Here is a 14,378-nt window from a genome sequence, read left to right on the forward strand (position 1 = left end):
CCCTCCGCGTGGCCGCCGCGGGGGGGGGGGGGGGGGGGGGGGGGGCCGCCCGCGGGCCCCCCCCCCCCCCCGGTCTCGGGGTCGCCACGGCCGTCCCCGCCGTCCTGCTCGCCGAACGGCGGCATCGGAGGTTCCGTTCGGCGGGGGATGTGGAACCAGGCGGTCTCGTCGGTCTCCTTGGAGCGCACCCGGGCCTGCCGGTAGTGCCCCGGCTCCACGTACCGGCCGCCTTCGACGACCACGTTGTCGTAGAGCCAGTCGGAGACGACGACGAGCAGATCGGCGTCGGGCGCGGCGGTCATGATCCGCTTGGCCGTGGGGCTGTCGCAGAGCCGGCAGGCCAGGTCGACCGCACGGCCGACGAGACCGTGGCCGTCCTCCAGGACGAGTCCCGCGTTCATGCCGACCCGCATCCGCAGCCGCTCGCGCCGGCCCGCGTTGTGCTCGCGCAGGCTCTCGTACAGGGTGTCGATCCAGCGTCCGACCATGAACGCCGGCGGGACCTCCGGGCGCAGCGCCCCGAGGATGCCGTCGCCGCGGTCCTCCTGGTGGACCGTGCCCGGTTCGATGCCGACGGCGGCGTACGCCTCGCCGAACGCCTCGTACATGGCGGCGCGCATCCGTCGTTTCGCGTCCATGCCCCAGGTGCCCGATCCGACCGCGTCGCCGAAGACGACGAGGCGATGGATCGCTCCCGCACTCGCTCCCGCGCTCGCTCCCGCACTGCTCACTCGGACTCCCTGTGTGCCGTGTTGCCGTGGTGACGGGTCAAGCCTGGCCGCGCGCGGCGGCCGGCGATGTAGCCGTTTACACACCCGGCGGAGGTTTCTCCGCCGATTTCGTGTGGGGTGATCCGCCCTGGGCCAGCAGGATCAGGACGGGCATGTCGATGACGACCACGCGGCGGTTCGCCGTGCGGACGACGTCCTGTTCCCGCAGCAGCCGGAGGGCCTTGGCCACCGCCTCCCGGGTGGCGCCGATGGCCGCCGCCAGGTCGTGCTGGGGAAGCGGAAGTTCGAGCACGGTGCCGGCGTCCGCGCGCCGGCCGGCCCGCTCGGCGAGCTCCACCAGGCGCGCGGCGAGCCGCTGGAGCACGGTCTCGGAGGCGAGGGAGCGGCGCTCGACGTCGGAGCTGCGCAGCCGGGCGGAGAGCTGCCGCAGGATCAGCGAGGTGGCGTGCGGATGGGCGGCGAGGAAGCGGCGGAAGCGGTCGCCGCTGATGGCGACGGCCTCGACGCGGCCGAGGGCGGTGACGGTGGCGCTGCGCGGCCTGCGGTCCACCGCGGCGAGGTCGCCGACGACTTCTCCCGCGCCGCGCAGGGCGAGTATGAGGCGGGTGCCGCGCTCGGTCTCGACCGAGACGACGGACCAGCCGGACAGGAGCGCGAGGACGTACGCGGTGGTGTCGCGTTCCCGGATCATCACCTCGCCGGGCTCGTAGACGTGCGGGCTCCCCTCGGCGAGGAGCGTCCGGCGGTCCCGCTCGGGCAGGGCGTGGAGAAAGCGGTCCTGGCCGAAAAGACTCACTGTCGTTCACCCCCCGCCCGCGAAGCCGTGGAAGACCCGTGGGGCCGTGTCCGCGCCCGCCTCTGTGTGTTGGTTCCCACCTCATATGGCGTGCGCAGTCACTCTGTTGACGTTGCGTCACGTCGTGGGGTGAAGAACGCTAGGGGCTGGCGAAGAAGCCCGTCAACGGGCACGGGGGGCGCAGGGGAGCGCAACTATCCACTCCCCTGCGCCCCCCGTGGGGAGCGTGTCACAGACGCGGGTCCACCGGCTCGGACTCCAGTGCGAGCACCGCGAAGACCGCCTCGTGCACACGCCAGAGCGGCTCGCCCTCCGCGAGTCGGTCCAGCGCCTCCAGGCCGAGGGCGTACTCGCGCAGCGCGAGCGAGCGCTTGTGGCCGAGGAAACGGTTGCGCAGGCGCTCCAGGTTCTCCGGGCGGGTGTACTCGGGGCCGTAGATGATCCGCAGGTACTCCCGGCCGCGGACCTTGACGCCCGGCTGGACGAGTCGGCCGTCCGCGCCTCGTACGAGCGCCGCGAGCGGCTTGACGACCATGCCCTCGCCCCCGGCGGCCGTCATCTCCAGCCACCAGTCGACACCGGCCCGTACCGACGTCTCGTCGCCCGGGTCGACGATCAGCCGGCGCGTGACCTGGAGGAGCCCCGTCGGATCGTGCTCCACCAGCCGGTCGAGCCATCCGAGCTGCTCGTCGTGCGGCACGGCCGCCAGCGAGCGGCCCTGCGCGGCGAGGAGCTGGAACGGCGCGAGGCGCACGCCCTCCAGGCCCTGCGTCGGCCAGCAGTACCGGCGGTACGCCTCCGTGAACGCCTCGGCGTCCGCCGCCCGTTCGCGCTGCTTGGCGAGGAGCGCGTCCAGCCCGTTCACGCCCCGCGCCGCCGCCTGCTCCAGTGCGCCGAGCGCGCCCGGGAAGACCGCGCGGGAAGCCGCGCCGACCGCCGCGTACTGCGAGCGCAGCAGCCCGGCCGACTTCAGCGACCACGGCATCAGCTCGCCGTCGAGCAGCAGCCAGTCCGTGCCCAGCTCGTCCCAGAGCCCGGCGGCGGTGACGGCCGCCCGCAGCCGCTCCAGGACCTGCTCGGTGACCTCCGGATCGTCGAAGAAGGGCCGTCCGGTACGGGTGTGCAGGGCGCCGGTCGGTCCGCTGACCCCGAACCGCTCGCGCGCCACGTCCGCGTCGCGGCAGACGAGCGCGACCGCGCGGGAGCCCATGTGCTTCTCCTCGCACACGACCCGCTCGACGCCGTCTGCCTTGTACTGGGCGAAGGCCTCGGCCGGGTGCTCCAGATAGCCCTCCGCCTTCGAGGTCGCGGTCGGTGCCATCGTCGGCGGGAGGTAGGCGAGCAGCCGGGGGTCGACCGCGAACCGGCTCATGACCTCCAGGGCGGCCGCCGCGTTCTCCTCCCGTACCGCGACGTTGCCCATCTGCCGGGTCTCCACGATCCGGCGTCCGTGGACGTCGGCGAGGTCGAGCGGGCGTCCCTCGTGCCCGCCCGGCGCCTCGGTCGCGAGCGGCCGGGCCGGCTCGTACCAGACCTTCTCCGCCGGTACGTCGACCAGTTCGCGCTCCGGCCAACGCAGCGCGGTCATCTTGCCGCCGAAGACCGCGCCGGTGTCCAGGCAGATGGTGTTGTTGATCCACGAGGTGTTCGGGACGGGTGTGTGGCCGTAGACGACCGTGGCCCGGCCGCGGTACTCCTCCGCCCACGGATAGCGCACCGGAAGGCCGAACTCGTCGGTCTCGCCCGTCGTGTCCCCGTACAGCGCGTGCGAACGCACCCGGCCGGAGGTCCGGCCGTGGTACTTCTCCGGCAGACCGGCGTGACAGACGACGAGCTTGCCCTCGTCGAGGACGTAGTGGCTGACGAGCCCGTCGATGAACGCTCCGACCTCGGCCCGGAACTCCTCGGTCTCGCGGCCCAGCTGCTCGATGGTCTCGGCGAGGCCGTGCGTCTCCTGGACCTTGCGGCCCTTGAGCCAGCGCCCGAGCTTGTTCTCGTGGTTTCCGGGCACGCACAGGGCGTCGCCGGCCGCGACCATGGACATGACGCGCCGCAGTACGCCCGGGCTGTCCGGCCCTCGGTCGACGAGGTCGCCGACGAAGACCGCCGTACGCCCCTCGGGGTGGTGGCCGTCGACGTATCCGAGCCTCGCGAGCAGGGTCTCCAGCTCGGAACGGCAGCCGTGGATGTCGCCGATGACGTCGAAGGGGCCGGTGAGGTGACGCAGGTCGTTGAACCGCTTCTCCAGGACGACCTCGGCCGCCTCCACCTCCTCGGCGCTGCGCAGCACATGGACCTTGCGGAAGCCCTCGCGCTCCAGACCGCGCAGGGAGCGGCGCAGCTCGCGGCGGTGGCGCTGGACGACATGGCGGGGCATGTCGGCCCGGTCGGGGCGCGCCGCGTTCCGGGCCTGGCAGACCTCCTCGGGCAGGTCGAGGACGATCGCGATGGGCAGCACGTCGTACTGCCGGGCCAGCTGCACCAGCTGACGCCGCGCCTCCTGCTGGACGTTGGTGGCGTCCACGACGGTCAGCCGTCCCGCCTCCAGTCGCTTGCCCGCGATGTAGTGCAGGACGTCGAAGGCGTCCCTGCTGGCGCTCTGGTCGTTCTCGTCGTCGGCGACCAGGCCGCGGCAGAAGTCGGAGGAGATGACCTCGGTGGGCTTGAAGTGGCGGCGGGCGAAGGTGGACTTGCCGGAGCCGCTCGCACCGATCAGGACCACGAGGGACAGGTCGGTGACGGGCAGCGTGCGGGTGGTGTCGGTCATGCCGTGTCCTCCTTCGGGGTCGGGGGGGTGGTGTGGGTGAAGACGGCCATCTGGGTGGGCGGGCCGACCTCGGGATCGTCCGGGCCGACGGGCGTGAACGCGACCTCGTACCCGTACTGCCCGGCGACGTGCGCCGCCCAGCCTCGGAACTCCTCGCGGGTCCACTCGAAGCGGTGGTCGCCGTGCCGGACGTGTCCGGCCGGGAGCGACTCCCAGCGGACGTTGTACTCGACGTTCGGCGTGGTCACGAGGACCGTCCGGGGACGCGCCGAGCCGAACACGGCGTATTCGAGCGCGGGCAGCCGCGGCAGGTCGAGGTGCTCGATGACCTCGCTCAGTACGGCCGCGTCGTAGCCGGTCAGACGCTTGTCGGTGTACGCGAGCGAGCCCTGGATCAGCTTCACCCGGCCGGCCTGCCGCTCGCCGAGCCGGTCGAGCCGCAGCCGGCGTCCGGCGATGGTCAGGGCCCGTACGGACACGTCGACACCGACGATGTCGGTGAAGCGCACGTCCTTGAGCAGGGCCTGCACCAACTGGCCCTGTCCGCAGCCGAGGTCGAGCACACGGGTGGCGTCGGCGGCGCGCAGGGCGGCGAGGATCGCCTCCCGGCGCTGCTCGGCGAGCGGAACGGGCTTCTCCTCGGTGTCCGTGGTCTCGTCGACCGCGTTGTCGAGGTCGTCGACGTCCAGCCCGTCGCTCTCGGCCAGGCGCACCAGCTCCAGGCGCTCCATGGCCTCCCGGGTCAGGCCCCAGCGGCGGGACAGATAGCGGCTGGTGATCAGCTTCTGCTCGGGGTGGTCGGCGAGCCAGCCGTCGCCGGCGCGCAGCAGCTTGTCGACCTCGTCGGGCGAGACCCAGTAGTGCTTGGCGTCGTCGAGGACCGGCAGCAGGACGTAGAGCTGGTTGAGGGCGTCGGCGAGCCGCAGCTCCCCTTCGAGGACGAGCCGCACGTAGCGGGAGTCGCCCCACTCGGGGAACGCGCCGTCCAGCACCACCGGCTCGGCGTCGACGGTGTCCCAGCCAAGGGGCCCGAACAGCTTGCGGACCAGCTCGGCCCCGCCGCGCGCCGGCAGCGCCGGTACCTCGACGCGCAGCGGCAGCGGCTGGGCGGCCCGCTCGGGCATGGCCTTGCAGGCCCCGTGCAGGGCGCTCTTGAAGACCGTGGCGAGCGCGACGGCGAGCAGCGAGGACGCGGCGTAGGGCCGGTCGTTCACGTACTGCGCGAGCGCGGAGTCGGGGGCGCCGCCCCGGCCCTTGCCCTTGCCGCGCCGCACCAGGCCGATGGGGTCCACCTCGAGGAGGAGCGCGGCCGTGCAGCGCTCGGCGCTCGCCTCGGGGTAGAGGACGTGCGCCGTGCCGTGCGAGGTCGAGAACGTCTGCGCGTTGTCGGGATGCTTGTGCAGCAGAAAGCCCAGATCGGTCGCGGGACGTTCGGGGGTGCCGGTCGTACTGATCGTCAGGAACACACGTCCGAGTATGGTCCGCTCGTCCCCCTCCGACCAGGCATTTTCCTCAGCCGTCGGCGGGTTCCGAGGTCGGTCCCCGCAGCGCGGCGGCCAGGGCCGCGATCCGGTCGGGGCCGACCCGGCAGCAGCCGCCCAGCAGCCGGGCCCCGGCCGCGGGCCAGCCACGCATCCGCCCGGGATCGAAGGAACCGCTTCCGTGCCAGGACCGGGCCCGGGCGTCCCACTCCTCGCCACTGTTGGGGTAGACGACCACCGGTTTCCCCGTCGCCCCGGCGGCGATCTCCACGGCCCGGCCCGCGTCCTCCGGCTCACAGCAGTTGACCCCGACCGCGATCACCTGGTCGTTGCCCGCCGCGAGCGCGAACGCCTCCGCGAGCCCCTGCCCGGCGCGGGTCCGCTCCCCGGCGATCGTGTACGAGAGCCAGACCGGCACCCCGCACCCCTCGGCCGCCCGGAGCAACGCCTCGGCCTCGTCGGTGTCGGGCACCGTCTCCAGGGCCAGCACGTCCGGCGCCGCCGCGGCGAGCGCCTCGATACGGGGCCGGTGGAACCGCTCGAGCTCGGCCACGGTCAGCCCGTACCGGCCGCGGTACTCGCTGCCGTCCGCGAGGGTCGCCCCGTACGGGCCCACCGACCCGGCGACCCACACCTGCTCGGCGGCCCCCTCCCCCGCGGCCCGGGCCAGCTCCACCCCGCGCCCGATCAGCCGCGCCGTCTCGGCCCGGCCGATGCCGCGCCGGGCGAAGGCCTCGAAGCCGGCCTGGTAGCCGGCGGTGATCAGGACCCGGGCACCCGCCCGGACGTACGCCGTGTGCGCCGCCGCGATCTGTTCGGGCCCGTCGACGAGGAGCCGGGCCGACCACAGCTCGTCGCGCAGGTCGCAGCCCTGGGCCTCCAGCTGGTTGGAGAGCCCGCCGTCGAGGACGAGCACGTCGGCGGCGAGCGCCTCGGCGAGGGTGCGAGCGGGTGCCATCGGGGTGTCCTTCCCGTCAGCCCAGCTGGGACTGGACCTGGGCGGAGATCAGCTCCAGGTGGTCCAGGTCGTCGAGGTCGAGGACCTGGAGGTAGATCCTGGACGCCCCGATCGCGCCGTACCGGCCGATCTTTTCCACGACCTCGGCGGGCGAGCCCGCCAGGCCGTTGGCCTTCAGCTCCCGCACCTCGCGGCCGATGGCCGCCGCGCGGCGGGCCACCTCGGCGTCGTCCTTGCCGACGCAGACCACGAGGGCGTTGGAGTAGACCAGGTCGTCGGCCCGGCGGCCGGCGGCCTCGGCGGCGGCGCGGACGCGTCCGAACTGCCGCTCGCTGTCCTCCAGCGACGCGAACGGGATGTTGAACTCGTCGGCGTACTTCGCGGCGAGCCGCGGGGTCCGGCTGGCGCCGTGACCGCCGATGAGCACCGGGATCCTGGCCTGGGCCGGCTTCGGCAGCGCGGGCGAGTCGACGAGCTGGTAGTGCTCGCCCTCGTACGAGAACCTCTTGCCGATCTCGGTGCCCCACAGTCCGGTGACGATCGCCAGCTGCTCCTCGAGCCGGCCGAACTTCTCCTTGGGGAAGGGGATTCCGTACGCCCGGTGCTCCTCCTCGAACCAGCCTGCCCCCAGACCCAGTTCGACCCGGCCGCCGGACATCTGGTCGACCTGGGCCACCTGGATGGCCAGGACGCCCGGGAGGCGGAAGGTGCCGGCGGTCATCAGCGTGCCGAGACGGATCCGGCTGGTCTCCCGGGCCAGACCGGCCAGCGTGATCCACGCGTCGGTCGGCCCGGGCAGGCCGTCCGCGGATCCCATGCTGACGTAGTGGTCCGAGCGGAAGAAGGCGTCGAAACCGAGGTCCTCGGTGGCCTTCGCGACCGTGAGAAGGGTGTCGTAGTCGGCCCCTTGCTGGGGCTCGGTGAAGATTCGGAGATCCATGACTCCATCCTGCACCGCGGGGTGACGGTCAACCTCCCCGGCGACCGGCAGGCGATCACTCCGAAGAGTGATCGTCTCCGTTCCCGGTGGCGTCCTTGGACCGTCCCGGGGGCCGGCCGGCCGGGAAGCGGAGCTCGTTCCGGTCGATCTTCGCCGCCAGCGCGGCGAGCGGATCGACGCCGAGCACTCCGCAGAACTGGAGCAGATACGCCAGCACGTCCGCGACCTCGTCCTCGACCCGGTGTGCCCGCTCCGGGTCGTCCATCACCCGGTCCGCCTCGTCGGGCGTCAACCACTGGAAGATCTCCAGGAGTTCGGCCGCCTCGACGCTGAGCGCCGCCGCCAGGTTCTTGGGCGTGTGGTACGGCTGCCACTCCCGCGAGGCCGCGAACTCGGCCAGCCTGCGCTGCAATCCCGCTACATCCAGTTCCGTCACGGCATCAGGTCTATCACCGCTCCCGGGGCGCGGCGGCCGTGGTGACCGTGATGGCGGACAGCAGGAGGCCGCGCTCGGCCAGCCACCGTCCGTCGAGCCGCCGGACGGGCGGATGCGCCGAGGACGGGGACGGCGCCCGGACGTGGGCGGTGAACGAGCCGTCGTTCCGCTCGAAGGAGAGTGCGGCGTCCTCGAAGTCCAGCCGCTGTCCGGTCCAGGGGTACCAGGTCTTGTACACGGCCTCCTTCGCGCTGAACAGCAGCCGGTCCCAGCGGACTTCGGGCGCGACGCGCAAGAGCTCGCGCACATGCCGGAGTTCGCCGGGCAGGGCGATCGACTCCAGGACGCCCTCGGGGACCGGCGCGTTCGGTTCGGCGTCGATGCCCAGGGCCGCCACCGCGGGGGTGCGTGCGGCGGCCGCCGCACGGAAGCCCGCGCAGTGGGTGATGCTGCCGAGGACCCCCGCGGGCCAGCCCGGTGCGCCGTGACGGCCGGGCAGAATCGGCGCGGCGGGCTCCCCGAGCCCCGTCAGGGCCCGCCGGGCGCACCAGCGGGCCGTGGTGAACTCGCGGCGCCGGGTGTCCACGGCATGCGCGATCAGCGCGGTCTCCGCCGGGTACAGGTCCCCGGGCTCGGCCACGTCCTCGAAGGTGTCCACCGCGCAGACACCGGGCGGCATCAGCCGCTCGATCACGGGCCCTCCTCCGGAAGGATCGTACGGAGCCCGGTGTGCGGGTGGCCGGGTCTGCGCCACTCGCGGGGATAGCCGACCGACACCTCCTCGAAGCGGACCCCGTCGTGCCAGGTCGTCCGAGGGATGTGCAGATGGCCGTACACGACCGCGCGGGCCCGGAAGCGGCGGTGCCAGTCCGCGGTCCGTACCGTTCCGCACCACTGCGCGAGGTCGGGATGCCGCAGGACCCGGGTCGGTTCGCGGACGAGCGGGTAGTGGTTGACGAGCACCGTCGCCAGCTCCGGGTCGCAGGCCGCGAGACGCTCCTCGGTCACCGCGACCCTGGCCTCGCACCACGCCTCCCGGCTGGGATACGGATCCGGGTGGAGGAAGAACTCGTCCGTGCAGACGATGCCGTTCGCCTCGGCGAGGGCGAGGGAGCGCTCCTTGGTGGTGGCGCCGGGCACCCGGAACGAGTAGTCGTACAGCACGAAGAGCGGCGCCACGGTGACCGGACCGCCGGGCCCGTGCCACACGGCGTACGGGTCCTCGGGGGTGAGGACCCCGAGGCCGCGGCACAGGGCGACGAGGTGCTCGTACCGATCCTGTCCGCGCAGGCGCAGCGGGTCCTGGCTCGTCGTCCACAGCTCGTGGTTGCCCGGCGCCCAGACGACCTGTGCGAAGCGTCGGCTCAGCAGGGTCAGCGCCCAGTCGATGTCCTCGGACAGCTCGCCGACATCGCCCGCGACGAGCAGCCAGTCGTCGTCGGACGTCGGCCGAAGGCCCTCGACGATCGCCCGGTTCTCCTGGTACGCGACGTGCAGGTCGCTGATGGCCAGCAGCCTGCCCTGTCCTCCGCTCATGTCATGTCGTCCGTTCCTGTGCGTGAAGCCCGTACGTGCGAGTGGTCCCGTGGTCACGAGGTCAGGAAGACCGCGTCCCAGGCCAAGGGTGGCGGGTCCTGCGGACCCGGGCCCCGGCTTTTCGCATACGTGAGGAGCGCGAGGGCCACACCCGCGGCGCCGTCGATGAGGGCAGGGCTCTCCAGGAGCACCGGACCCGCGGGGGTCCGGACCAGCTGCCGGTAGCCGAAGGCGGATTCGGGGTCGTACAGAGAGACGAGTGCCGCCGCCAGGCGGTCGGCGCCTCGCCACAGCTCCTCGTCGCCCGTGCGTGCCGCCAGCCGGACCCCGGCGTGGAGGACGCCGGCGAGACCGTGGCAGAAGCCCGGGTCGTCGCCGCCGAGTTCGGCGACCGGTCGGCGCAGCAGGGCCGCGAGGGCGGTGACGGCCTGCCGCGACGTCGTCCCGTCGGCCAGGGCCGTACCCGCCAGTCCGAGGGCGCCGGCGATGCCGGCGGTGCCGTAGCACCAGCCGGGCCGCGCCGTCGCGTCCCGGGTGGCCGGTGCGGCGCCGGTCTCCTCCTCGAAGGCGACCCGGCCGGGCCACGAGACGCCGCCCCGCCCGTCGTCGTACGCGTGGCCCCGCAGCCAGTCGGTGATCCTCCGGACCGCGTCCGGGGTGCCGGGCACCCGGTGGCCCGCCAGGTGCGCGAGGGACAGCAGGGCGAGCGGGCCGCAGACGCCGTGGGCGGCGCCCGCGTTGAAGTCGCCGCGCGGGTAGGCGGCCCGGTCCCGGGGCACCACGTAGCGGCCCGGGGCGCACCACCACCCGGGGACGTCCACACCGTCGACCCGCAGCGGCTCGGTGAGTTCGATCAGCAGGGCGAGGACGCCCGTCAGCGCGTCCGCCGCCCGTTCGTGGCCCCGGCTGGCCGCCGCGAGGAGCACCCGGCCCTGGCCGGTGAGTCCCGCGACGACGTCGTAGTCCAGGTACGAGAGGCCCTCGGCGCGCCGGACCCGGAGGGCGGCGACCCTGGACCGGGTGTGGTCGGCGAGCACGCCGACGCTCCGGTCGAGCAGCCGGGCGTACCCCCCGGTGTCCTCGGCGCGCAGGAGGGCGGGCAGGACCAGGTTGCCGACGGCCGCCGGTCCCGCCTGCGGGGCCGCGGCGACGGCTGCGGCGAGATGGGCGTGGGCCACCGCGGACCACTGCTCGTCGTCGCGCGCGCAGGCCGTGTGCAGCAGGCTCACGCCGGGATGACCGAGGAGCACGGACGCCGGCTGCCAGCCGGGCAGCATCAGCTCGGCGGGCACCTCGGCGCACCCGGCCGCCGTGACGCGGGCGACCCGCGCCGGGTCACGGAGCCGCTCCGCGACGGTGTACGCGGTCTCCAGCGCCGCTGCCCGGGGGTCATGGGCGAGGGTCATCGGCCGTGCCTCTTCCTGCTGAGACCGAGGGCGAGGCCCTCGCGGGCCGTCACATGGGCGAGGATCTCCTCCTCGCGGCGGGGGCCGAGGAGCCGGTTGCAGTGCATGTGGGCGAGGCTCATCGCCACCGGGGCCCGCCGGTCCCGCGCATCGGCGGATCCGGTGGGGTCGGCGGGGTCGGAGGTGCCTGCGGGCTCCGCGATCTGGGCAGTGAGGACCTCCCGGAGCCCGGCCAGCGCCGCGCCGCGCGCGGCCAGGGCGGCGGCGAGGCCCGGTGGCTCGGAACCGCCGGCGAGGCTCCCGTCGAGCCGGTCGGCGACCGCCTCCTTCGTCGCGCGCGCCACCTCGGAGCGCCGGGCGAGGAAACCCGGGTCACCGAGCCAGCCGAGGGCCTCCTCCGGCGTGCCGAGGCCGGTGAGGAGGTCGAGGATCCCGAGCGCCGCCTGGGTGACCGGCGGCAGCGCGGGGTCGGCCGGCGGGGCGAGCCGGGCCAGGACGACGGCGCTGTCGGTGTGGAAGACCCGCTCGGCGTGACCGAGGGCGGCCGCTCCTCCGTACCGCTCGATCTCCGGGTCGTACGTGTCGAGCACCAGCCGGTCGGTCAGCCCCGCGTCCCTCAGCTCCTCGGCCCATTCCCGTACGGCGGGCAGCAGCACCGGCCACAGGCCCTCGGGCTTGCCGTGGAAGCGCAGCCGCAGATGGGGGTCGGGGTCGGCGTACCGAAGGAAGAACCAGCTGTCGACGCCGGCCGCGCGCACCGCCTCGGAATCGACGAGTCGACTCACATGCTGTGCCAGAACCTGCTGTTGGAGCGAGTCGGGGACGTAGAGCTTGGCGTACAGCCACTCGCCGCCGGGCATGGCCGCCCACCGTGCGCGGCCGTGTACCTCGGCCCCGGCGATGGTCGGCCTCGGGGTCGCGGTCGGTGCCGGCTTCGGGCGGCGGGCGAAGAGGGGGACGACCAGTTCGGTGGCGTGCGGGCCGTCGGCGGCGGTGAACCAGCCGGCGCCTTCCGGGCCGCCGTACCACTCGGTGATCACCAGGCCCTGGGGCCGCTTCACCTCGTCGTGCAGGACCGGCAGATGGCGCGGATCGTCGAGGTCGACGGTGACGCGGTTGTCCACCCGGGTGAGCAGCGTGTACCGGGGGACGCGCAGGCGCCGACGCCATGCGGCGACCGCCTCGTGCCAGCCCGCGTCGGCGCCGTCGCTCTCCGCGGCCCGCTCCCGCAGCGCGGTGTCGGGGAGCCAGCGGGCCGGGGCCAGCACGGTGCGGCCCAGGCGGACCCGGGGCAGGGCGGGGGCGGAGGTCCAGGATCCCCAGTTCCAGGGGGTGCACCAGTCCTGGCCCTCGTATCCGAGGTCGAGCAGGAAGCGTGCCACGTACGGGAGATGACCGCTGCCGGGGTTGAGCATGGAGTACGACACCGGGCGCACCGGCCGGCCGGTCGGTGTGTGCACGACCCGCAGCCCGTCCAGGTCCGCGTGGACGGCGAGTTCCTCGGGGCGCAGATCGATGACTCCCTCGCGGGCGGCCTGCGGGACGCCCAGCGGAATGCGGTACGGGAGCCACTGCGGCACGGTGGCCACGTTCGCGGAGCGGGCCACCCGGGGGCGGTAGGCCACCGTGGCCGTGATCTCTCCGGGCGCGGCGGCCGCGGCCGACTCCTCGGCGCGCGCGACGACCGCGGCGAGCGGGCCGGTCTCCCCGCCCAGGACCGGAGCGAAGCGGCCGAAGGTGGCACCGGCCCGGGGCGAGCCCGGGTTCGCGCCGAGGACGAGACGGAACTCCCCCGCGCAGAGCTCGTCCCAGCTGTCGGCGACGATCTCGGCGCCCAGTTCGAGGGACGCGGGCACCCGGCGGGGAGGGCGGGTGGTGCCGGACGGGTCCGCCCCAGCGAGAGCGGCGGAACCGGCTTCCGTGGCGGCGAGGGCGTCGAGCGTCTTCTCGTCGAGCACGATCTCGCCGACGCCCGCATGCTGTACGGCGCCGAGCACCAGTTCTCCGAGGAGCTGGTCGCGGCGTCGCTCCGCCGCCGAGGGCTCGGCCGCGGCGCTGGCCCCGCCGCCGGACCCGCGGTAGTTCTCCGGGAGGCCGAGTCCCCGTGCCTCGTCGAGGAGTTCGAGCAGCGGCACGGCACGGTCGGTGCCGTACCGCTCCAGGAAGGCCAGGTGGTAGGCGCGCAGATGCGGCATTCCCGGTCGGGCGGCCGTCGTCCGCCACAGGGCGGAGGCGGCCCGCGCGGCCTCACGGGTGACCTCGGCCGGCAGGACGAGGCGGGTGTCGAGTCCCAGATCGGACTGGATCACGTCGTCAGCCTCGCGCAGCTCCCGCATCCGGGCGGTGACCTCGGCGAGCTGCCGGCCCCGGTCGGCGGGCGGGGCCGCGTCCAGGGCGGCGAGACCGGCGCGGACGGCGGCGAGGGCGTGGGTCACGGGGTGGTCGGTGCCGGCCAGTCGCTCCAGCACGTGGTCGAGCGGGGCGGTGTGGTCGGGCGGTGGCACGAGGTCGCTCGACAGGAAGCCGCTTCCCACCAGTTGCCGCACGGTCCGCTCGACGGTCGCGGCGGGAGCCTGGGGGAACCGCTCGGCCAGCGCCTGGACCAGCTCGGGCCAGCCGACCGGGTCGGCGGCCCGTTCCAGGACGTGGGCGACGACTCCGGTGAGTCGTACCGAGTGCGCCAACTGCTGCTTGCCGGTGGGGTCGTGGTGGTCGACGAGGACCACGCGGCCGTCCCGGACCGTACGCAGCGGGTTGGCGGTGAGCGCGGCGCGTTCGCCCAGTCCGGGGGTGGTGACGACCTTGTCCGTGAGGACTCCGTGCAGCCAGGCCGCGTCGGGTCGGCTCAGCGTCCGGTGCGCGCCGCCCACCGCCCGTACGGGGGCGGGACCCGTTCCGGCGAGGGCCACGCCCGCGAAGAGGCCGAAGGGGGTGGGCCGGTACGTCGTCCGGAGCCGGTACTTGGTCAGCGAGACGAGCGCCCGGGTGAGGCGCTTGCGCTTGAGCGGGGCGCCCGACCGTACCTTCTCGACCTCGTCGGCGAGGCTCGGGCTGGCCAGTCGGACGGCCGCGAGGAAGGCGGGGTCCGCGGCCAGCCGGCCGACCTCCGCCCGTAGCGCGGTCTCGGAGGCGAGGCCGTCGGGAGGCCCGGTGGGTGGGGCCGCGGACGCGTCGGCCTCGGGCGGTGCGGGCGGCAGGGGGCCGGCCGCCGCGCGCAGCAGCACCACATCGGCGGCGTCGAAGATGTCGCTGTCCGTCACGTGTCCGTCCCCGGTCCGTTCTGTGCGTGGTGGTGACATGGGAGCGCCGGGCGGCGCGGCCCTGGCG

The 14,378-nt window shown here is 74.2% G+C and carries 11 protein-coding genes; all 11 read right to left on the reverse strand.

Annotated features, from left to right (window positions below; genetic code table 11):
- On the reverse strand, positions 1–731 hold a 731-nt coding region (locus ACFVZW_RS02455), incomplete at its 3' end, for a hypothetical protein (RefSeq protein WP_384515521.1).
- A gap of 76 nt (positions 732–807) precedes the next feature.
- Positions 808–1,527 (reverse strand): Crp/Fnr family transcriptional regulator, encoded by a 720-nt coding sequence (locus ACFVZW_RS02460; RefSeq protein WP_384515524.1) that lies wholly within the window; start codon positions 1,525–1,527, stop codon positions 808–810.
- 229 nt (positions 1,528–1,756) lie between these two features.
- On the reverse strand, positions 1,757–4,294 hold the full coding sequence (locus ACFVZW_RS02465; RefSeq protein ID WP_384515526.1) for a polynucleotide kinase-phosphatase: 2,538 nt from the start codon (positions 4,292–4,294) through the stop codon (positions 1,757–1,759).
- A complete protein-coding gene (locus ACFVZW_RS02470; protein WP_384515529.1) occupies positions 4,291–5,760 on the reverse strand; it encodes a 3' terminal RNA ribose 2'-O-methyltransferase Hen1 in 1,470 nt (489 codons plus the stop codon). Before ACFVZW_RS02470 ends, ACFVZW_RS02465 begins: the two co-directional genes overlap by 4 nt.
- Positions 5,761–5,806: 46 nt before the next feature.
- Positions 5,807–6,733 carry a homocysteine S-methyltransferase gene (gene mmuM, locus ACFVZW_RS02475; RefSeq protein ID WP_384515531.1) on the reverse strand — a complete coding sequence of 309 codons (927 nt, stop codon included), beginning with the start codon at positions 6,731–6,733 and terminating at the stop codon, positions 5,807–5,809.
- 16 nt (positions 6,734–6,749) lie between these two features.
- A complete protein-coding gene (locus tag ACFVZW_RS02480; protein WP_384515534.1) occupies positions 6,750–7,673 on the reverse strand; it encodes an LLM class F420-dependent oxidoreductase in 924 nt (307 codons plus the stop codon).
- A gap of 55 nt (positions 7,674–7,728) precedes the next feature.
- On the reverse strand, positions 7,729–8,109 hold the full coding sequence (locus tag ACFVZW_RS02485) for a nucleotide pyrophosphohydrolase (RefSeq protein WP_384515536.1): 381 nt from the start codon (positions 8,107–8,109) through the stop codon (positions 7,729–7,731).
- 13 nt (positions 8,110–8,122) lie between these two features.
- A complete protein-coding gene (locus ACFVZW_RS02490; RefSeq protein WP_384515539.1) occupies positions 8,123–8,803 on the reverse strand; it encodes a 4'-phosphopantetheinyl transferase in 681 nt (226 codons plus the stop codon).
- Positions 8,800–9,645 (reverse strand): metallophosphoesterase family protein, encoded by an 846-nt coding sequence (locus ACFVZW_RS02495; RefSeq protein ID WP_384515541.1) that lies wholly within the window; start codon positions 9,643–9,645, stop codon positions 8,800–8,802. Before ACFVZW_RS02495 ends, ACFVZW_RS02490 begins: the two co-directional genes overlap by 4 nt.
- Positions 9,646–9,698: 53 nt before the next feature.
- Positions 9,699–11,051 carry a lanthionine synthetase C family protein gene (locus ACFVZW_RS02500; protein WP_384515544.1) on the reverse strand — a complete coding sequence of 451 codons (1,353 nt, stop codon included), beginning with the start codon at positions 11,049–11,051 and terminating at the stop codon, positions 9,699–9,701.
- Positions 11,048–14,311, reverse strand: coding sequence for a lantibiotic dehydratase (locus ACFVZW_RS02505; RefSeq protein ID WP_384515546.1), 3,264 nt, complete (start codon positions 14,309–14,311; stop codon positions 11,048–11,050). Before ACFVZW_RS02505 ends, ACFVZW_RS02500 begins: the two co-directional genes overlap by 4 nt.
- Positions 14,312–14,378 lie beyond the last annotated feature (67 nt).

The organism is Streptomyces sp. NPDC059567, from assembly GCF_042735655.1.
In the GTDB taxonomy this organism is placed as follows: domain Bacteria; phylum Actinomycetota; class Actinomycetes; order Streptomycetales; family Streptomycetaceae; genus Streptomyces.

Excerpts from the sequence above, each read along its gene's own strand:
- ACFVZW_RS02480 (WP_384515534.1), bottom strand. The coding sequence starts at position 7,673 with ATGGATCTCCGAATCTTCACCGAGCCCCAGCAAGGGGCCGACTACGAC.
- ACFVZW_RS02495 (WP_384515541.1), bottom strand. The coding sequence starts at position 9,645 with ATGAGCGGAGGACAGGGCAGGCTGCTGGCCATCAGCGACCTGCACGTC.
- ACFVZW_RS02500 (WP_384515544.1), bottom strand. The coding sequence starts at position 11,051 with ATGACCCTCGCCCATGACCCCCGGGCAGCGGCGCTGGAGACCGCGTAC.
- mmuM (WP_384515531.1), bottom strand. The coding sequence starts at position 6,733 with ATGGCACCCGCTCGCACCCTCGCCGAGGCGCTCGCCGCCGACGTGCTC.
- ACFVZW_RS02465 (WP_384515526.1), bottom strand. The coding sequence starts at position 4,294 with ATGACCGACACCACCCGCACGCTGCCCGTCACCGACCTGTCCCTCGTG.